The 19,074-nt window shown below is 44.0% G+C and carries 20 protein-coding genes; 9 read left to right on the forward strand and 11 right to left on the reverse strand.

The window, feature by feature from the left end; genetic code table 11:
• Positions 1 to 155: 155 nt before the first annotated feature.
• The 6 genes from DK187_RS13970 to DK187_RS13995 all read right to left on the reverse strand — a co-directional run bounded on the left by DK187_RS13970 (position 156) and on the right by DK187_RS13995 (position 6,228).
• On the reverse strand, positions 156 to 761 hold the full coding sequence (locus DK187_RS13970; RefSeq protein WP_223232317.1) for a protein-methionine-sulfoxide reductase heme-binding subunit MsrQ: 606 nt from the start codon (positions 759 to 761) through the stop codon (positions 156 to 158).
• Position 762: 1 nt separating this feature from the next.
• Positions 763 to 1,755, reverse strand: a complete 993-nt coding sequence (gene msrP, locus DK187_RS13975) for a protein-methionine-sulfoxide reductase catalytic subunit MsrP (RefSeq protein WP_111607969.1) — start codon at positions 1,753 to 1,755, stop codon at positions 763 to 765.
• Positions 1,756 to 1,856: 101 nt separating this feature from the next.
• Positions 1,857 to 2,627 (reverse strand): CDP-diacylglycerol--serine O-phosphatidyltransferase, encoded by a 771-nt coding sequence (pssA, locus tag DK187_RS13980; protein WP_111607970.1) that lies wholly within the window; start codon positions 2,625 to 2,627, stop codon positions 1,857 to 1,859.
• Positions 2,628 to 2,654: 27 nt separating this feature from the next.
• The gene (gene hemL, locus DK187_RS13985; RefSeq protein WP_111607971.1) at positions 2,655 to 3,938 is read right to left on the reverse strand and encodes a glutamate-1-semialdehyde 2,1-aminomutase; all 1,284 of its coding nucleotides are present in this window, start codon (positions 3,936 to 3,938) and stop codon (positions 2,655 to 2,657) included.
• A gap of 92 nt (positions 3,939 to 4,030) precedes the next feature.
• Positions 4,031 to 5,554 carry a chloride channel protein gene (locus DK187_RS13990; RefSeq protein WP_223232316.1) on the reverse strand — a complete coding sequence of 508 codons (1,524 nt, stop codon included), beginning with the start codon at positions 5,552 to 5,554 and terminating at the stop codon, positions 4,031 to 4,033.
• Positions 5,555 to 5,799: 245 nt separating this feature from the next.
• The gene (locus tag DK187_RS13995; protein WP_111607973.1) at positions 5,800 to 6,228 is read right to left on the reverse strand and encodes an Lrp/AsnC family transcriptional regulator; all 429 of its coding nucleotides are present in this window, start codon (positions 6,226 to 6,228) and stop codon (positions 5,800 to 5,802) included.
• A 159-nt stretch (positions 6,229 to 6,387) separates the two neighbouring features.
• Here DK187_RS13995 and yjeH point away from each other — a divergent pair, with 159 nt between their 5' ends.
• Together yjeH and luxS are read left to right on the forward strand one after the other, a co-directional pair.
• Entirely contained in the window at positions 6,388 to 7,665 is a 1,278-nt protein-coding gene (gene yjeH, locus DK187_RS14000) for an L-methionine/branched-chain amino acid transporter (RefSeq protein WP_111608071.1), read from the forward strand.
• Between the two features lie 64 nt (positions 7,666 to 7,729).
• Entirely contained in the window at positions 7,730 to 8,242 is a 513-nt protein-coding gene (luxS, locus tag DK187_RS14005; protein WP_111607974.1) for an S-ribosylhomocysteine lyase, read from the forward strand.
• 78 nt (positions 8,243 to 8,320) lie between these two features.
• Here luxS and DK187_RS14010 read toward each other — a convergent pair whose 3' ends face one another.
• A complete protein-coding gene (locus tag DK187_RS14010; RefSeq protein WP_111607975.1) occupies positions 8,321 to 8,956 on the reverse strand; it encodes a LysE family translocator in 636 nt (211 codons plus the stop codon).
• Positions 8,957 to 9,266: 310 nt separating this feature from the next.
• Here DK187_RS14010 and DK187_RS14015 point away from each other — a divergent pair, with 310 nt between their 5' ends.
• Positions 9,267 to 10,148, forward strand: coding sequence for a DMT family transporter (locus DK187_RS14015; protein ID WP_111607976.1), 882 nt, complete (start codon positions 9,267 to 9,269; stop codon positions 10,146 to 10,148).
• Here the strand turns inward: DK187_RS14015 and DK187_RS14020 are convergent.
• The 3 genes from DK187_RS14020 to DK187_RS14030 all read right to left on the reverse strand — a co-directional run bounded on the left by DK187_RS14020 (position 10,145) and on the right by DK187_RS14030 (position 12,911).
• A complete protein-coding gene (locus DK187_RS14020) occupies positions 10,145 to 10,606 on the reverse strand; it encodes an Lrp/AsnC family transcriptional regulator (RefSeq protein WP_111607977.1) in 462 nt (153 codons plus the stop codon). The two genes, DK187_RS14015 and DK187_RS14020, sit on opposite strands and share 4 nt — an antisense overlap.
• Positions 10,607 to 10,705: 99 nt before the next feature.
• A complete protein-coding gene (gene ilvN / locus DK187_RS14025; RefSeq protein WP_111607978.1) occupies positions 10,706 to 11,197 on the reverse strand; it encodes an acetolactate synthase small subunit in 492 nt (163 codons plus the stop codon).
• A gap of 1 nt (position 11,198) precedes the next feature.
• On the reverse strand, positions 11,199 to 12,911 hold the full coding sequence (locus DK187_RS14030; protein WP_111607979.1) for an acetolactate synthase 3 large subunit: 1,713 nt from the start codon (positions 12,909 to 12,911) through the stop codon (positions 11,199 to 11,201).
• A 438-nt stretch (positions 12,912 to 13,349) separates the two neighbouring features.
• On the opposite strand from DK187_RS14030, the gene DK187_RS14040 reads away from it, so the two are divergent.
• Positions 13,350 to 13,610, forward strand: a complete 261-nt coding sequence (locus DK187_RS14040) for a hypothetical protein (protein ID WP_012069032.1) — start codon at positions 13,350 to 13,352, stop codon at positions 13,608 to 13,610.
• A 60-nt stretch (positions 13,611 to 13,670) separates the two neighbouring features.
• The gene (gene queG / locus DK187_RS14045) at positions 13,671 to 14,744 is read left to right on the forward strand and encodes a tRNA epoxyqueuosine(34) reductase QueG (protein ID WP_111607981.1); all 1,074 of its coding nucleotides are present in this window, start codon (positions 13,671 to 13,673) and stop codon (positions 14,742 to 14,744) included.
• 28 nt (positions 14,745 to 14,772) lie between these two features.
• On the opposite strand, the gene DK187_RS14050 is transcribed toward queG, so the two are convergent.
• Positions 14,773 to 15,630 (reverse strand): acyl-CoA thioesterase, encoded by an 858-nt coding sequence (locus DK187_RS14050; RefSeq protein WP_111607982.1) that lies wholly within the window; start codon positions 15,628 to 15,630, stop codon positions 14,773 to 14,775.
• Positions 15,631 to 15,813: 183 nt separating this feature from the next.
• Here DK187_RS14050 and moaA point away from each other — a divergent pair, with 183 nt between their 5' ends.
• From moaA to DK187_RS14070, 4 genes are all read left to right on the forward strand, one after another.
• Positions 15,814 to 16,803, forward strand: coding sequence for a GTP 3',8-cyclase MoaA (gene moaA, locus DK187_RS14055; RefSeq protein WP_111607983.1), 990 nt, complete (start codon positions 15,814 to 15,816; stop codon positions 16,801 to 16,803).
• A 13-nt stretch (positions 16,804 to 16,816) separates the two neighbouring features.
• Positions 16,817 to 17,356: a molybdenum cofactor biosynthesis protein B gene (gene moaB, locus DK187_RS14060; protein ID WP_111607984.1), complete on the forward strand. Its 540-nt coding sequence runs from the start codon at positions 16,817 to 16,819 to the stop codon at positions 17,354 to 17,356.
• Positions 17,357 to 17,361: 5 nt separating this feature from the next.
• On the forward strand, positions 17,362 to 18,555 hold the full coding sequence (locus tag DK187_RS14065; RefSeq protein ID WP_111607985.1) for a molybdopterin molybdotransferase MoeA: 1,194 nt from the start codon (positions 17,362 to 17,364) through the stop codon (positions 18,553 to 18,555).
• Positions 18,556 to 18,644: 89 nt separating this feature from the next.
• Positions 18,645 to 19,073 carry a hypothetical protein gene (locus tag DK187_RS14070; protein WP_111607986.1) on the forward strand — a complete coding sequence of 143 codons (429 nt, stop codon included), beginning with the start codon at positions 18,645 to 18,647 and terminating at the stop codon, positions 19,071 to 19,073.
• Position 19,074 lies beyond the last annotated feature (1 nt).

Consider the following 19,074-nt stretch of genomic DNA (forward strand, 5'->3'; position numbering starts at 1 on the left):
AGCGCCCACACAAATTATCTGATTATCTATTTTAAAGAGCGTCTGATGCTTCGTTCAACTTACTTACCTTAGTAAGTGCAAACTCTTGTTTGCGTCGTTGTCCGTGTCAGTGGGTGCGTATAATACATCCCAAAAAATTCTGTGCAAGCACTTTTTTAAATTTTCTTAAAAAAATGTTTATACACAGGTAACGTAGGTATTTTAGATATCAACAAAGGGGTCAGTAATATAGAAAAATAGACAGCTAACGAAACATCATCTTTAACCTGCCACCACAAGTGAGCAAGTATCGCTATAGCTGCTAGGTACATAAAGCGGTGTAACGGCTTCCACCTCTTCCCTAGCTTACGCATCATAGGTTTTGTACTTGTTACTGCTAAAATAGCCATGATAACAAGAGCTAAGACACCAACATAAATATAAGGCTTTTCAATAAGATCTGAAGCAATCCAAGTCCAACTTAACCCAGCAAATAAAATTAAATAGATAATAAAGTGGAGTAACGAATAGAAAAAAGCAGCTAGACCAATGAAACGACGATAGCGATTGACAAACCTCAAGCTCTCTATTTTTCCAATCAATGTCATGGCCATGACCGCGACAACAAATACGGACGCCCAAATACCACTCAACCTCATCAGCAACTTACCGGGATCGGGAAAGTACTGTCCCATCAACAAGGAAAGAAACATCCATGAAAACGGCAAAGCAAACAATATCAGCACGTAGGGCTTTTCCCTTCTATCCCAAAAACCAGCCATATTAATAAAACCTTTTCAAATCCATGCCCGCATAAAGGGAGGCCACTTCTTCTTCATAGCCATTGAACATTTTTGTTTCAATAACATTTGGAAAAAGCACACCACCAGGCAAACGTCGTTCCTGCTGTTGCGACCAACGAGGGTGATCAACGCTAGGATTCACGTTAGCATAGAAGCCATATTCACTAGGCGCTAACATACTCCAAGTCGTCTCCGGCATTGTTTCTACAAAACGAATTTTCACAATGGATTTGATACTTTTAAAGCCATATTTCCAAGGCAAAACCAACCGAACTGGCGCACCATTCTGATTTGGTAAAATACTTCCGTACATACCAACAGCAAGAAAAGCCAAAGGATTCATCGCTTCATCGATACGCAAACCTTCTCGGTAAGGCCAATCCAAACCACCGCCTAATTGACCAGGCATCTGCTTAGGGTCATATAAGGTTTCGAAGTAAACATATTTTGCTTTCGATGTTGGTTGAAAGCGCTTTAAAACGCTTGCAAGAGAAACGCCAACCCAAGGTATTACCATTGACCAGGCTTCTACACAACGAAGTCGGTAAATACGCTCCTCCAGCACAGACTCATTAATAATATCATCTAAATCAAATACACCTGTTCTCTCCGCTTCACCCTCGACTGAGATAGTCCAAGGCGCGGTTTTCAAACTGGAGGATCTATCTTTAGGATCGCTTTTGCCATAACCAAACTCATAAAAATTATTATATGAAGTTGCCACATTAAAAGGCGACACTTTGTCACCTTTACCATAAGAGGTTTCAACGATATTCTGGAAAGAAGATACTAAAGAGGAAGAGGGTGATAACGGATTACCCTCTTGTAAGGCAGCAGACACTTGGCCAATCGCGCCAACTCCAAGCGCTACACCAGCAGTGGTTTTCATAAATTGGCGGCGATTTAGGTAAATGGATTGATCAGTCACTTCTGATTCAGAACAATCAGACGCTTTTTTATTCAAAATCAACATAGCATGTCCCCTTCTGTTATTAAATTTATTGACAAGGGGGCACGCCACTAGTTCAAAAAAGCACGCATATTAAAAAAGAATACTTTTTTGCATCACAATGTCTAGCGCAATCGCTTAAATACAATAGCAAGCGGTCCCCATAACCCATAAAGACAAAAAACGCTCATCAATACAAAAGCGGGCTGTAAAGCCACAAAAACCAAAATCAAAACAGCAATTAACAAAACCACAAATGGAACACGCCCTTTCAAATCCAAATCTTTGAAACTGCGATATTTCACATTACTAACCATTAGCAGGCCTGTAATAGGAACAAGCAAAGCCATGAGTGTCGCCATACTTTCGCCCGAGATGCCATTATCATTCGCAGCCCAAATAACACCCGCCACAATGGCTGCTGCTGCGGGACTAGGAAGCCCAGTAAAATAACGTTTTTCTTCAACCCCAATCATAGTGTTGAAACGAGCCAAACGCAGTGCTGCACCAACTGCATAAATAAACGCAGCGATCCAACCAATCTTACCAAGTGGTGCCAACGACCAAGTAAACACAATTAACGCTGGCGCAATACCAAAAGACACCATATCCGCCAAAGAATCATATTCCGCACCAAAAGCACTTTGTGTATGAGTCAAACGAGCGACACGGCCATCTAAGCCGTCAAAAATCATAGAGATAAAAATAGCCACGGCTGCATGGGAGTAGTTTCCATTCATAGCCGCGATAATGGAATAAAACCCTGAAAAAAGCGCCGCCGTAGTAAACAAATTTGGCAATAAATACACCCCTTTGTGGGGCTGTTTCTTTTCATCACCAACGTCAATATCTTCAATTTCATCAACGGGTGATTTTTTAATATCATCAATAGACATACTGCAAACCTTCCTTCCACAAATTATTTATACAAGCTTAGCAAAAGAACGCTTAGCGGCTTCTATTGTGTAATCAATATCTTCTTCAGAGTGCGCCTGAGAGATAAAGCCCGCTTCAAACGCTGCTGGGGCAAAATACACCCCCTCTTCTAACATATAGTGAAAAAAGGCCTTGAAGCGTGGTAAATCACAACGCTGAACCTCGCTGAAACTGGTCACTGCTGTCGACTCTGTAAAGAAAAAGCCGAACATCCCCCCCACACTCACAACACAGAAAGGCACACCAGCATCATCCGCAGCCTTTTTTAGCCCCGCTACGAGACGAGACGCTTTGGAACCTAAAGTCTGATGGAAGCCAGCCTCACTGATTTTGTTCAATACCGCCAACCCCGCAACCATAGCAACAGGATTACCAGATAAGGTGCCCGCCTGATAAACTGGGCCCAACGGAGAGATACATTCCATAATCGCACGTTTACCACCAAACGCACCTACTGGCATACCGGCACCAATCACTTTACCAAGCGTTGTTAAGTCGGGAACAATACCAAAATAGTCCTGAGCACCACCCAGCGCCACACGGAACCCTGTCATAACTTCATCAAAAATCAGCACAGCACCGGATTCATCACAAACCTTACGTAAGGTCTCCAAAAAACCCTCAATTGGCAAAATACAATTCATATTGCCAGCGACAGGCTCAACAATGATGCACGCAATTTGATCACCGATTTCTGCAAAGCAACGGGTCACTTCCTCAATATCATTGTATTGTAAGGTAATGGTATGTTTCGCTAAATCGGCAGGCACGCCAGGAGAGTTTGGAACGCCCAACGTTAAGGCACCCGAGCCAGCTTTTACTAATAAAGAATCAGAATGTCCATGATAGCAGCCTTCGAATTTGACGATTTTATCACGTCCTGTGTAACCACGAGCCAAACGAATCGCACTCATGGTGGCTTCGGTACCCGAGTTCACCATGCGCACCATATCCATAGAAGGGACGAGTTCACAGACTTTTTCAGCCATAATGATTTCAACTTCTGTCGGCGCACCAAAACTTAAACCAAAATCCAGCTGCTTTCTAACCGCGTCTAACACATCAGGGTGTGAATGACCTAAAATCATTGGCCCCCAAGATCCAACATAATCTATATAGCGTTTTTTGTCTTCATCATAGACATAAGCCCCTTCCCCACGCTGGAAAAAAATAGGCGTACCACCTACACCATTAAAAGCTCGCACTGGGGAATTGACACCACCAGGAATACGGTGTTGGGCGCGTGCATATAGATCTTCTGAGCGACTCATATTTTCAAATCCTATAACCAATAATTTAATTCATCTAGTCAGCGAGCAATCTAAAATAAAAGCATTAGACTAACGTTAACGAGGTAATTTTTTTAATCACTTTTTAACAAAAACTGATCAAGCCGATGCCTTGAAACTAGGCTAAAAGAAGACATAGACAAGGATACCAGCACTTCAGACAACCCTGTTTTTTGAAACCAACCAAGCATCGCTTCCAATGAAGCAGGCTCGTCTATTAAAGGAATACAAGTAGATTCTAACGCCAGCGGTAAGTTCATCGACACTTTTTCATTTTGAAAAACTAACCACGACTGAGGCCCTGAATCTAACGTTTGCAATGCGTCTAACAAAGCGACGCGACGGACAAGCCGCCACTGACCACCAGTTTCAAATACAGCGTAGTCTACCATACTTGATGCCAAATCCTTTACTTGCTCAAGAGGAACACTGGCAGGCAATACCAAAACATCTTCAGCGACTGGCCTAACGGTGTGATGACGTAAATAACGTTGAAAGGGACTAATATTAGAAGACATCCCCATGTAACTTAGACGCTCAGCAAAAACTGACTCTTGGTGAAAGAATACACGTATTAATAAGCAGGCTAACACAATCACAAATAAAGCCGGAACAATTGCCTCAGAGGAGTGAGTCATTTCAATAATCGCGACCAATGCCGTCAGCGGAGCTTGAAAACAAGCCGCCATCATTGCGGCCATTCCAAGCAAGGCAAACAAAGCGATATCAACCGCCCCATGATCAAATATTAAAGCAACTTGAGCACCAGCCAGCCCCCCAATAATAAAGGTTGGACCTATCATACCACCTGGTATTCCCAGCCCAATGGTCAATGCCGTTAATAGGGTTTTCACAACTATTAACAGGAGCAGAGAATAAACCAACAAATCACCCGATATTGAATGACTCAGCGAGCTGTAGCCACTGCCCAGTGCTTCTGGCAAATAAACCGCCGCAAAAGACGTCGCAATAGCCACGATAAAGAAGCGCAACCAGACAGAAAAACCACTTAGGTGCCACAAGACTTTTTGTGCATGGAGAAACAGAGCCGACAACAGCACAATAAAGACAACCAACATGAAACACGCAACAAAGAGATTCGCTGAAAATACGACTGACGAAATATTCCCAATACTGAATATATTCAAAGGCCCAATAACATAATGACTAATCAGAGTCGCAACCACAGAAGACAGCAAAACCGGCAATACGTAACGCTGACGATATTCCAAAAAAATCACTTCAAAAGCAAACAACACACCAGCCAAGGGTGTTTGAAAAATGGCCGAGATGGCACCAGCAACACCACAAGCCAATAGTGTCTCAACGCCATATTGGGGGAGCTTAGCCTTTGCTGCTAGAAAGCCTCCTAGGGTTGCGCCCAAATGTACCGCAGGTCCCTCCTTACCAATAGAAAGCCCTCCCACTAAGGCAACGACTGCAGCAAAAAATTGCACAACACCATTCCCAATAGGTAAATTACCACCATGATAATTCAGTCTTTCGATAACGTAAGGTACGCCAACCTTGTGATAACGAGCAGGCAGGAATGTCAAAAGGCTCGCTAAGACAGTACAAGAAACGATGACTAAACCCATTCGCCACTCTACAGGTAAAATCTCAAATGCATCAAAATCTGCCCCCAAAAAATAGCGAGTAGGCAAATAAATGACAGCATAAAAAAAGACCATCACTAGGCCACTGAATAATCCACACAATGCACCTAGGAGCGACAATGTCAGTAGATCATCGTACGACCTCGCTTTAATAGACCATTTCTCTTTAAGCTTCCAAGCTTTCAGATCGACACCTCATTTTTATACAGAAAGACAATTAAACACCTTCACCATCGATCTACACGCTTTGCTAAGCACATGTGCGTTACAATTTTATCTAGATTCGGCCAACCATCCATCTCACTGCGAATAACATGCAAACGCGCCATAGAACTGGCTTGAACCAATATCAGCAGATCTAGATCTCCACTAATCGAATGCGCAAGTTTCACCTCAGGAATCGCATCAATTAACGGCTGCACAAGATCACAGGATAAAGGTCTAAAAGTAAGCGCTAAATAAGCTGTCACACCATCTTCTTTTGAGACTGAAGTATGAGCATGATAGCCAGTGATAGTGCGATTCTCTTCCATACGGCGAATTCGTTCCGTGACAGCGGAGCGAGATAAGTTCACTTGCCGACTAATATCCGAAACAGATAGTCGAGCATCACCGACTAGCAAAGCCAATATTTTCTGATCATAGTGATCCGCCACTCAGTATTCCTCTCTCATGAGATGCCAATCAAATTGACAGATTTTCCGGCAAAATGCCCCCAAACAGCGTCAACTTGTATAGCGTATTGTTTAGGTGATTATTTTATCCTTAGCGACAATAAAAAACAGCCACTGAATTTAACAAGTAAAGGCAAACAAATGACGCAATACCAAAAAACTCTTGGCCCGCTTCAGGGTATAGCAATGACAGTCACCACTTTTATTGGTACAGGACTGATGATTTTGCCTGCCATGTCTGTAGCAGAGGCGGGATCCTTTGCATTTTATGCGTGGCTAATTACTGCAGCAATGATTATTCCAATAGCCTTTATCTTTGCACTGCTTGGTTCTAAATACCCTTCCGCTGGCGGTGCTTCCCACTATATAGGTCGAGCATTCGGAGCAAAATACGAAAAGGCCGTCGGCTGGTTATTTCTAAGTATTTTACTCGTTGGTCCCGCTGTCGCGATAAAAGTGGCGGCCGCATACCTCACTATTATTTTCAAAACATCGGATCAGTGGATTCTATTTTTTAGCCTACTGACACTTACTGGCATGCTTTTATTTGCTGTGGTTGGAATGCAAACATCCGCACGATTTCAAACAGGCATCGTCATTATCATGATACTCACCATTTTATGGTTATGCTTTATTGGTGATATTTCTGCCAGCCGCCAAGTAATAGAGGCCCCTACAACATTGTCTCAGTGGCAGCAAACCTTATATGCCACCGGAGTGATTTTTTGGTGTTTTTTAGGCATAGAGGTAATGGCTCATATGGGCGCCGAGTTCAAAAACCCAACGCGTGATTTCCCTATAGCGCTTCTTGGTGGTATCACCATCGTTATTTTATCCTATCTGAGCCTAGTGCTCTTAATCGCTTGGCACCACACCTATGGCGACGAAGTTACCAATAGTCAATCACTGGCATTATTAGTCAGTAAACTGATGGGAGAAACCAGCAGTCGACTCTTTGCTGTTGGCGCTTACATTATTGCCTTCGCCAACGTCGCTATTTATATTTTAGGCTTCTCTCGCATGGTGCAATCTATGGCTCAACAAGGCGCACTACCAGCAATCTTTATTCGCCTTAATCAACGAGGGGCACCAGAAAAAGCGGTTTTCCTCGTTGGCGTCATTACCCTCTCTTCTATTTTATTTTCAGAACTTTCAGGCTGGAAAATGTCATGGTTCATTGAAATGACAAACGGTAGTTTCTTGCTTATCTACACCCTCACCTGTATTGCGGCCTTAAAATTAGTCAATCGTGTCGCCCAACTCTTAGCCATGATCGCCCTAATATGCTGCGCCTTTATGATGTTTTTCATCGGCCAAAGCATGCTATTCGCCGTTATCGCTTTTTGCTTGGCGCTCAGTTACGAATACATGAGATCACCAAAAAGTCCGATCAAAGGGCCAAAACTTCATGTACAATAGTGCAGATTGATATCACCATTTATGAAGCGACGACCATGTCGTTGAGTTAAGCAGGAGAGATTTTATGCCATTACTAGACAGTTTTCGTGTTGACCACACTCGTATGGATGCGCCAGCCGTTCGTGTCGCCAAATCCATGTCAACACCGAAAGGGGACGATATCACCGTATTTGATTTGCGTTTCTGCGTGCCAAATGAAGAGATCCTTTCTGAGAAAGGCATTCACACATTGGAGCATTTGTTTGCAGGCTTTATGCGTGATCACTTAAACAGCGACAGTGTTGAAATCATCGACATTTCGCCAATGGGCTGTCGTACTGGATTTTACATGAGCCTGATTGGTACACCTTCAGAAGACACCGTCGCCACCTCTTGGAAAGCAGCAATGGAAGATGTATTGAAAGTAAAATCCAAAGCCGATATTCCAGAACTGAACGAATATCAGTGTGGCACTTACGAAATGCATTCTCTAGAAGAAGCACAAGACATCGCAAAAATGATTCTAGCTCGCGATGTAAAAGTAAACAGCAATGAAGAATTATACTTAAGTGAAGAGTTCTTAAAAGAACACAGTTAAGCAATACGAATGTTTACTAGAATGCAAAAAGGTGACCTTGAGTCACCTTTTTAATTTAGACTCAAAATCACCCGTTTTTTAAGAGCGCGTGGCCGTTGCCAAAAGAGCACTCGCCAAAACAAACACACTGCCCATTCCACGATTGAGATTTTTCATGCCTTTCGGGCTGCGGATCAAACGGCGTATCTGCTTACCGCTCATCGCATAAACATAAGCCGCAATAAATTCTGTACAGCAAAAGGTTAATCCCATCCAGAAAAACTGCATAGGCACCGGTTGGCTAAGATCAAGCAGCTGCGGAAAAATAGCGGTGAACAGCAATATCGCCTTAGGATTACCAATCGCCACCAAAAACTCTTGACGCATTCGCGCTAAATGCCCAGATTTTGCTTTAGTTCCTATTTCATTTTCATGCTCTTCCAGAACGATTGCGGCGCTTCGCCACGTCTTAATACCAACATAGAACAAATAAGCAACACCAAACCACTTAATGATACTGAACCAGAAAGAAGAAGAGACAATAATGGCCCCTAAACCCAACGCAGAAACAAGCATCAAAATACCAAACGCAAGATTTCGCCCTACTACCGCAATAACAGCTTTTGTGGCACCGACCTGAATGCCATTGTGCATGGAGGTAAAGTTATTTGGGCCAGGCCCCAAAGACAGCAACATTAACAACGGCGCCATTGCCAACCAAACACTGAATGTCATAGCTTTTATTTCTCTCAATAATGCGTTAGATCGACCCACTTAGAAATGACAGTAAGCTCTAAACTTTGGCGCCACTTTACAGCCAAACCATTCACCTGTCAGCCTATTTTTTAACCTTTTCAGCAAGACAAAAAAGAATATTTTAAGAGGATTAAGAATCAATTAGTTACCCTCTTTATTAATAAAGCAAAACCTTAAATTTGCTTTATTATCCAAAGCGAAGCCCACAAACAACTTTTTATATCACCTGTGGAAAATCCCCATCACTTCATAAAATAACCACTCGATTATCAATGTCCTGAGGTTAGCTATGTCTATTGCACATCTTTTTTTATGGGCCACCGCGGCTATTTGGGGGTTCGCCTTTGTCGCTCAAAGTGTTGGCATGGAAAGCCTCGGGCCACACAGCTTTAATGCGGTTCGTTTTCTATTAGCGACCTTGTCACTTTTGCCTTTGCTGTTTATTTTTAAACCTAGGCTTTCCCAAAATAATCGCACACTTTGGCTAGGTGGCCTTACGGCAGGAGGCTGCTTGTTTTTAGGCTTTACATGCCAACAAATCGGCTTGCAATACACCACTGCTGGCAACGCAGGCTTCATCACCAGCATGTATATTGTGTTCGTACCAATATTTGGACTTATGCTCGGCCATAAAACCGAAAAACACACCTGGATTGGAGTGGGTCTAGCATTAATAGGACTTTACAGTTTAACCGTTGGGCCAAACCTATCCATCAACAAAGGCGATGCAATAGAACTATTAGGCACTCTTTTTTGGACTGGACATGTGCTCATTATTGGTTACTTATCTCGGTATGTATCTGCCCTACCACTTTCCATCGTGCAGTTTTCAGTAGCAACAATATTAGCCTCTGTCACTGCTTTCACATTAGAAGCGCCCACAATGGACGGTATTAAAATGGCGTGGTGGCCGTTGGTCTATGCTGGCGTCGCCTCTTCGGGTATCGCTTTTACACTGCAAACATTAGGGCAAAAAAAGATTTCACCGAGTATCAGTGCTCTTATTCTCTCATCTGAAGCGGTATTTGCCGTATTGGGTGGTTGGATATTTATGGAGGAAGTTCTCTCTACTCGCGCTTTGGTAGGTTGTGGTTTTATTATGACGGGGATGATTATTAGCCAATGGCCACGTCAGACAAAAACACCTATCGAGCTTGCCCAACAACCTTAATTAATATCAGCTTCAACTCCTTTTTCAATATTCACCGGCATTTCTCGTGACACTGGGGTTGAAAGCACCATCATGGTATTGGTGTCACTTAAATCAATTAAACGTTCTAACAACTCATCCAATAAGGACATAGAACGAACGGCAACACGCAGTACAAACGCATAAGGCCCCGTCACATTATGACAAGAAATAACCTCATCCAAACTGAGTACTAACGCTTTAAACTCACGCTCTTTGGTTCGATACACCTGACACTCTACCAAGGCTGTGATGGGAATCCCCACTTTTTCTAAATTGATTTTTGCGCCATAACCCGTAATCACGCCAGACTCTTCAAGTTTTCTCACGCGCTCAGCAACAGCAGGTGCCGTAAGATGAACCAGCTTACCCAGTTCGGCATAAGTTAAACGGCCATTTTGCTCCAATAATTTGAGCAGTTTCCAATTCGTTTTATCCATTTAATTCTCTTTAATCTCTATCATTTACGCGAAAAAAAACCGCGAACAAGCGCGGCTTTTTCAATCTTTCAATGAGACAACGACAAAAGCAGTAGACGATTACAAAGACAGTGTCTTTTCACCGCGAGCAATACCAGACACACCAGTACGAACCACTTCAAGCAAATGAGCGCCGCCCAATGCTTGCAAGAACCCATCCAGTTTATCTGACTCACCTACGATTTGAATCGTATAAATAGAGGGCGTCATATCAATGATATTGCCTCGGAAGATATCAACAGTGCGTTTTACTTCCGCACGCTGAGCACCCGTGGCACGCACTTTAACCAACATCAACTCACGCTCGATGTGTTGCCCTTCGGTCAAGTCAACCAGCTTCACCACATCAATCAACTTGTTCAGCTGTTTAGTGATCTGCTCTACAACCTGATCAGACCCAAATGTCGTCAGCGTAAGACGAGACAAAGTAGGATCGTCTGTTGCCGCCACGTTCAATGACTCGATGTTAAAGTTACGCTGCGAGAACAAACCAACGACACGCGACAAAGCACCCGGCTCGTTTTCCATTAGTACAGAAATAATATGTCTCATATTAGGTACGCTCCGTCTTGCTCAAGAACATATCACGCATAGAGCCACGAGGCACTTGCATTGGATATACATGCTCTTCTGGATCCACGTAACAATTAATAAAGACCAACTGATCTGTCATCGCAAACGCTTCTTCCATTTTGGCATCGAGTTCATCTTTGGTGCGAATCTCTACATACTTATGGCGGTAAGCGTCCATCAGTATTTTGAAATCAGGCAATGAATCCATGTACGAGTTTGAATAACGACCTTCGTAGTTCATGTCCTGCCATTGGCGAACCATCCCCAAATAACCATTATTCAAGCACAAGATTTTCACTGGCAAACCGTATTGCAGACAAGTCGAAAGCTCTTGAATATTCATCTGAATACTGCCTTCGCCTGTCACACAAACAACCGTCTCTGCAGGGAAGCTCATTTTTACGCCCATCGCAGCCGGAAGACCAAATCCCATCGTGCCTAAACCACCGGAATTGACCCAACGATTTGGCTTGTCAAATTTATAGTACTGAGCGGCGAACATTTGATGCTGACCTACGTCTGATGCGACAAAAGCGTCGCCTTTCGTAGCTCTCCAACAAGCTTCAATTGCGGCTTGCGGCTTAATCTTGTCGCTACTGGTATCATAACGACCACCATGAACTAGGCGCCATTCATTAATTTGCTTCCACCAGCCAACAAGGGCTTCCGTGTTTGAACTTTGACCTTCAACTAAAGACAGCATTTCATCCAAGACCTGACGAACAGGGCCCACAATTGGAACGTCTGAACGAATGGTTTTAGAAATGGCCGCAGGATCAATATCAATATGAATGATCTTGGCACCTGGACAAAATTTATCAGGATCATTGGTTACGCGGTCATCAAAACGTGCGCCAACAGCAAGGATAACATCACTGTGATGCATGGTCATGTTCGCTTCATACGCACCATGCATGCCTAACATACCAACAAACTGCTTATCTGTTCCTGGGTACCCACCCAAGCCCATCAATGTGTTAGTAACAGGCACGTTCAAAGACTTAGCCAGTTTCACCAGCAAATCAGATGCCCCGCCCATAATCACGCCGCCGCCAGCATAAATAATTGGGCGCTTAGCCGCCAACAACAAATCAACGGCCTTTTTAATCTGACCACTATGTCCTTTTGTTGGTGGAGTATAAGAACGAATGGAAACCGACTCTGGATATTTGTATTCGTACTTATCACCAGGCATGGTCATGTCTTTTGGCACATCAATGACAACAGGGCCTGGACGACCAGTGCTGGCAATGTGATAGGCCTTTTTCATGATCATAGGAATTTCAGAAGGATGCTTCACCGTAAAGCTGTGCTTCACAATTGGACGTGACACGCCAATCATATCGGTTTCTTGAAACGCATCTTCGCCGATCAAGTAACTCATTACCTGACCACAAATAACGACCATGGGAATAGAGTCCATGTACGCCGTCGCAATACCTGTTACCGTATTGGTGGCTCCTGGACCCGAGGTGACAAGAACCGTACCGGCCTTGCCTGTGGCACGCGCATAACCATCCGCCATGTGCGTTGCCGCTTGTTCATGCCTAACCAGAATATGCTTTACGTCAGACTGACGATGCAAGGCATCGTAAATATGAAGTGCGGCTCCACCTGGATAACCATAGATATACTCAACTCCCTCATCTTTGAGGAAGCGGGCGATCATTTCACCACCGGATAATAACTCCACCTTGTTACCCTCTATAGTATGTATCTGTCTTTTAATTTTAGTGTGGCTATTGTAACCGCATAAGACAAACAGATTAAAGTTGATAAAACGATGTTTGCTAAACTAACTGAGGTAACTTTTAAAAATAAGAGGCGCTTATATAAAAGTAACAAACACTCAAACGCAAGAGATCGCAGTTTTTACACTGTCCGCGTTTTTTCGCGAGGAGAAGTGGAAGATGACAGTATTGCGTCATGTTACACTTGTGCTTATCAGACAAAATCTGATTGAGATGGGCTAGTGGCCCAAAGAAAGACGTCATCGACAGGGTGTCGTCGAATAATATAGCGTTTCATTCTGTCTTTACGCCCTAGATTTGTCAACACAAAGCGTATAAAAACTTGCTCTAACCCACGCTTCATGGTGTCATAGCAGCATAAATTGATTAGGAGTTCTACCATGGCTAATGAGCTTAACCAACAACGAGTTATTGATGAATTTTTGCGCTGTTTTCGTAAGATGCTTATGGATCCAGAACTCGCTGGAGAATTAGTCCGTATCGCCAAAGAAAATATCAACCAGCCGAACGCGTACCAACGCATTGCGGAAGAAGTGTCAAACCAAACCACCATTAAAATCCAAGAAGAGCACACAGAGGCCGATCGTAAATTCATCAAACTATTGATGGATGTGGTGAAAGGCGACTCTCAGCTTTACTAGTTTTTGTTTTTTCACGCTAGGCTGAATTTCTAGCCTAGCGTCTCAAGTTGCGGTATTTACTTGCTTCCTTCGTTTTTATCCAGTCCAGAAGAATTAAACCTGCTTGCTGACGATATCAAATCATGGGCAATCGAATTGGGGTTTGCCGACGCTCGCATTGTCGAGCCAGACCTTGCACAGTACAAAGACGAATTTAATGAATGGCTTAATAATCAATACCACGCTGGAATGGATTATCTTGCCAACCATGGCGACATGCGCTTTTATCCTGAGCAATTACACCCAGGCACTCGCCGTATTATTTCCCTGCGTATGCATTACCTTCCCCAATCGGTCGAAACCGTCGAAAGACTAAAAACCAAACACAAAGCCTATATTGCCCGCTATGCCTTGGGGCGAGATTATCATAAATTAATTCGTAAACGCCTTACTCAATTAGCCAAGAAAATAGAAGAAAAAGTGGGCGATCATGGCTATAGAGCGTTTGTCGATAGCGCGCCTATCTTAGAAAGGCAAATTGCCGAACAGGCTGGCATGGGCTGGATTGGCAAAAATACTCTTTTGCTAACACCGAAAGCCGGCAGCTGGTTTTTGCTCGGTGAAATATTTACTAACTTGCCACTTCCTGTCGACAAACCTACCGAAACAAGACATTGCGGAAGCTGTACCGCCTGCCTAACTCAGTGTCCAACCGATGCCTTTGTTGAGCCTTGGGTTCTGGATGCGGGAAAGTGCATTTCTTATCTAACCATTGAACATAAAGGCCCCATTCCAGAAGAACTGCGCAGTAAAATGGGCAACCGCATTTTTGGATGTGACGATTGTCAGCTAGTTTGCCCTTGGACTAAATTCGCCAAATACACACAAGAAGACGACTTTCAGCCAAGGCACAATCTGGATTCAGCCGACTTAATCGAATTGTTTGAATGGGATGAAGCCACCTTTTTGAAAAATACCGAAGGCTCACCAATTCGCCGAACTGGCTTTGAAAATTGGCGCAGAAACATCGCTGTTGCTCTTGGCAACGCGCCAACCAATCCAGCCACCATACAAACATTGCAAAATGCGCTCCCTCACTCTTCTGAATTAGTGAAAGAGCACATTCTATGGGCGTTAAAACAACACGACCTTTGATACATAGTTAGCGTCTACTCGTTAACAATTAACGTGAATAACGCAGCAAACCTTCCTGAGCAGTAGAGGCCACCAACTCGCCCTTTTGATTAAAGATTTGCCCACGAACAAAACCACGAGCCGCATTCGCCGACGGAGAGTCCGCCACATACAGTAACCATTCATCCAATCTAAATGGACGATGGAACCAGATCGCATGATCTAAACTTGCAACCGTTAAGTAAGGACTGCCAATTGAAATACCATGCGGCATCAAAGCGGTTTCAATAAAACCATAGTCTGTTGTATACGCCAGCATGGACTGATGAACTAACGCGTCATCGGGCAAAGCAGACACGCTGCGAATCCACATATGACGTTTCGCAATCCCTGGGCGAGGACGGAATGGGTTCTGATTTTCCACGATTCGATATTCAATAGGTCGGTCTGCCGTAAACAAATCTCGCACTTTGGATGGAATTTCATCCGCATGCTCTCGATAAAGTGACAGCTCAGACTGAAAGGATTCAGGACCCGGCACATTCGGCATGGCATCCTGATGGTCTAGCCCTTCTTCGGTGATGTGAAACGACACCGTCATCGCCAAAATACTTTTACCAAACTGCGACGCAATGACGCGCCGAACGCTGAAACTGCCGCCATCTCTAATCACCTCAACGTCATATTCGATAGGGTGAGCCGAGTCTCCAGGCCTCAGAAAATAACAATGCAGTGAATGTGGAAAACGTCCCTCTACGGTTTGAGTCGCCGCACTTAGACCTTGACCAATCACCTGCCCACCAAATAGTTTCGGAAAACCAATGTCCTGACTACGACCAATAAATTGAGTGGCCGAGACACGTTCTAGTTTTAATAAACCAATAAGATGATTAACAACTTGATTCACAACGCCCTCCTACTTAATATACTGCTTCCTATTATGTCGTCTTTTTTACGACAGTCTGAACAGAAAATCTGCACAAAATACTGTAATACCAAGAATCTGATCAAAATATTTTGTCTCACTTTGCTAAAGTGACATTTTTTTGCTTTGATGGACACCTAGATTGTGAGGTATTTATTCTTGTCTATGTCCGCTCTAATCGATCCATTTGGTCGAAAAATAGACTACTTACGCATTTCGGTCACAGACCGATGCGATTTTCGTTGCACCTATTGTATGGACGAAGACGTCACTTTTATGCCTAGAGACCACATTTTGTCTTTAGAAGAGATCGTTTATGTAGCAAAAACCTTTATCGCAATGGGCACCAAGCGCATTCGCATCACGGGCGGTGAACCCTTGGTGCGCAAAAATATTCTCTGGGCCATTGAGCAAATTGCCAACACGAACGGACTAGAAGAGCTGACCATTACCACAAATGGGTCACAACTTTATAAAATGGCGCACACCTTGCTCGACGCTGGCGTCTCACGCATTAACATCAGCCTCGACACGCTAAAAGCAGATCGCTTTTACGCCTTAACTCGCAGAGACAAATTTCAACAAGTAATCGACGGTATCGACGCTGCCAGCAAACTGGCGTTTAAACGCCTAAAAATTAACAGCGTCATGCTCAAGAATCATAACGATGATGAACTTTTTGATCTTGCCCAATTTGCCTTAGATCGCAAAATGGACATCAGTTTCATTGAAGAGATGCCGCTTGGAGTAATCACCGACCATAATCGTGCAGCCACCTATCTATCTAGTGATGAGGTCATTAAAACGCTGGGGCGTCATTATGAACTGACACCCAGCTCAGCGACCACCAGTGGTCCAACACGCTATTATCAGGTTGCAGGTTATGACCACAAAATCGGCGTTATTTCCCCTCATAGCCATAACTTTTGTGATACCTGTAACCGTGTTAGGTTAACCGCTGAAGGTCGCTTATTACTCTGCCTAGGCAATGAGCATTCAAAAGACTTAAAAAGTGTCATTCGAAACACATCAACAGACTCAATATCATTGGAAAGCGCCATTATTGAAGCGCTTGCACTCAAACCTCAAAAACATCATTTTAATCTCGCTGAAGCCCCTCAAATACTTCGCTTTATGAGTGCTACAGGAGGCTAAACAAGGAATTCCCATGGCTAAAACACCGACACCTTTTCGTCCACTCAATATCAGCGTTCTAACCGTATCCGATACCCGATCCATGGCCGAAGACACCTCAGGGGATGCCTTAATAGAACGGCTGACTCACGCGGGTCATAAACTCAATGACAGAAAGCTGGTCAAAGACGATGTTTACCAAATGCGCGCTGTCGTGTCCAACTGGATCGCCGACAAGGAAACTCATGTGGTACTCATCACTGGCGGAACCGGTTTTTATTCTCGGGACAGCACGCCAGAAGCTATGATGCCGTTGTTTGATAAAACCATCGAGGGCTTTGGTGAACTGTTTAGACAGATTTCTTACACAGAAATTGGCACATCGACGATTCAATCTCGCGCGATTGCAGGGTTAGCCAACCAAACGCTTATTTTTTGCTTACCCGGCTCAACCGGTGCTTGTAAAACCGCATGGGATGGCATTTTAGCTGAGCAACTCAACGCCTCACATCGTCCTTGCAACTTTGTCAGTATGTTGATTGGCCCAGATACCACTCATCAACACGAGGCCTAATATTTATGTCTACTTTACTCGCTTTTGAAGAGGCTTTAGAGGCAATCAAGCAAAGCGCTAGTGTCCGTGTAGAACAACAGATAATTCCCCTAACAAGCTCGGTAGGTCGCATTCTTGCAACCGATGTTGTGGCAAGCATTTGCGTGCCACCTAACGCCAACAGTGCCATGGATGGCTACGCGCTCGCCACAAACGATTGGCAAGCCGGAAAGCAATTCAGCATCAGTCAGCGCATAGCTGCAGGGCACGCCCCTCAGCCTCTTATGCCTGGTACCTGCGCGCGTATTTTTACAGGGGCAAATATCCCAGCCGGCGCAGACACTGTGATTATGCAGGAAAACGCCCAAATCGTGGGCGAAAAAGTGGCTTTTAATGAGCCGCCTAGGCAAGGTGACAACATTCGACCGAAAGGGCAGGACATGCAGACAGGCCAAACCGTTGCACAAGCTGGTGAAACGCTTTCGCCTATGCACATTGGTCTTTTATCCAGTCTGGGCATTACTGACGTCACTGTTTACAAGCCATTGCGCGTGGGCATACTCACCACTGGTGATGAATTGATCGCACCAGGGGAGACATTACAAGCAGGGCAAATCTATAACTCAAATGGCCCCATGCTGAGCGCCCTTGTCACCCAAGCAGGTCACCTAGTAAGCCACTGTATTCATGCGGCTGACACCCCCAAAGACACAGAAGACGCATTGCAGATACTCCTTGAGTCTTGCGATATCATTTTATCTTCTGGAGGAGTTTCTGTTGGTGAAGAAGATCATGTGAAAAGTGTCTTAGAAAAACTGGGGACGGTACATTTATGGAAAATCGCCATAAAACCGGGAAAACCCCTTGTGCATGCCACTCTTAAAGGCACCCCCTTCCTTGGCTTACCCGGTAACCCAAGTTCTACCCTAGTCACCTATCATTGGTTCGCACGTCTTCTATTGTCTATTTGTTCTGGTCAGAAAGCACAATCCCCACAATCTTACCTAATTGATGCGGGCTTCAACCGGTCAAAAACGATCACACGTGACGAATTCCTACGAGTATCTATTGGCCAGGATGGCCTTGCCTATGCCCACCCTCAACAAAGCTCCGGCGCCTTATTAGCAGCTTGCCAAAGCCAAGGTTATCTGCACATCAAAGCAAATACGCAAATCGAATACGGCCACTCTTATTCTTTTTATCCTTTCTCTGGTTTCTAACTTTCCTGTTTTCATAGAACTCACCTAAACTAGAAGTAGTGCTCGACAAGATTTGAGCACTACTTCTTCTCGTTATAAGGCGAATTAACATGCGTAACATTGAGTGGGAACAATCTCTCTATGAACATCAACATGCAATGATCAAGCGGCTCGATGCTTTTAGAAAAGCGGCAAAAAAAGTCACTTACTCTAAAGATGACATTATGATAATCGAGCACTCTTTTCAGTTGCTTGTGGCTTCAATGTTAGATCTTGCTCGATACGTTTTACAACATCACTACAAAACTGAAATTTCTTCTCGTAAAGAAGTACTTCACGCTCTTATCACAAACAAAGACGTCACCTATGAACAAGCGGAGCAAATGCGATCACTCATTCTACTCAGAGACAAAATCTTAAACGATTATCTCGAAGAACATTTCGCGGATTTAGACGAGGCGATGAAGCTTAGACGCTATAGCCTAGTGGAAGTATTAACAAAAGAATGGGTTGCACGCTTGTCAAACCAAGAAGTATAAG

Source organism: Marinomonas arctica (assembly GCF_003259225.1).
Classification (GTDB): Bacteria; Pseudomonadota; Gammaproteobacteria; order Pseudomonadales; family Marinomonadaceae; genus Marinomonas; species Marinomonas arctica.

Bases quoted from the DNA above. Each gene is read 5' to 3' on its own strand.
- DK187_RS13970 (WP_223232317.1), bottom strand. From the start codon at position 761: ATGGCTGGTTTTTGGGATAGAAGGGAAAAGCCCTACGTGCTGATATTG.
- msrP (WP_111607969.1), bottom strand. From the start codon at position 1,755: ATGTTGATTTTGAATAAAAAAGCGTCTGATTGTTCTGAATCAGAAGTG.
- pssA (WP_111607970.1), bottom strand. From the start codon at position 2,627: ATGTCTATTGATGATATTAAAAAATCACCCGTTGATGAAATTGAAGAT.
- hemL (WP_111607971.1), bottom strand. From the start codon at position 3,938: ATGAGTCGCTCAGAAGATCTATATGCACGCGCCCAACACCGTATTCCT.
- DK187_RS13990 (WP_223232316.1), bottom strand. From the start codon at position 5,554: ATGGGTTTAGTCATCGTTTCTTGTACTGTCTTAGCGAGCCTTTTGACA.
- yjeH (WP_111608071.1), top strand. From the start codon at position 6,388: ATGACGCAATACCAAAAAACTCTTGGCCCGCTTCAGGGTATAGCAATG.
- luxS (WP_111607974.1), top strand. From the start codon at position 7,730: ATGCCATTACTAGACAGTTTTCGTGTTGACCACACTCGTATGGATGCG.
- DK187_RS14010 (WP_111607975.1), bottom strand. From the start codon at position 8,956: ATGACATTCAGTGTTTGGTTGGCAATGGCGCCGTTGTTAATGTTGCTG.
- DK187_RS14015 (WP_111607976.1), top strand. From the start codon at position 9,267: ATGTCTATTGCACATCTTTTTTTATGGGCCACCGCGGCTATTTGGGGG.
- DK187_RS14020 (WP_111607977.1), bottom strand. From the start codon at position 10,606: ATGGATAAAACGAATTGGAAACTGCTCAAATTATTGGAGCAAAATGGC.
- ilvN (WP_111607978.1), bottom strand. From the start codon at position 11,197: ATGAGACATATTATTTCTGTACTAATGGAAAACGAGCCGGGTGCTTTG.
- DK187_RS14040 (WP_012069032.1), top strand. From the start codon at position 13,350: ATGGCTAATGAGCTTAACCAACAACGAGTTATTGATGAATTTTTGCGC.
- moaA (WP_111607983.1), top strand. From the start codon at position 15,814: ATGTCCGCTCTAATCGATCCATTTGGTCGAAAAATAGACTACTTACGC.
- moaB (WP_111607984.1), top strand. From the start codon at position 16,817: ATGGCTAAAACACCGACACCTTTTCGTCCACTCAATATCAGCGTTCTA.
- DK187_RS14065 (WP_111607985.1), top strand. From the start codon at position 17,362: ATGTCTACTTTACTCGCTTTTGAAGAGGCTTTAGAGGCAATCAAGCAA.
- DK187_RS14070 (WP_111607986.1), top strand. From the start codon at position 18,645: ATGCGTAACATTGAGTGGGAACAATCTCTCTATGAACATCAACATGCA.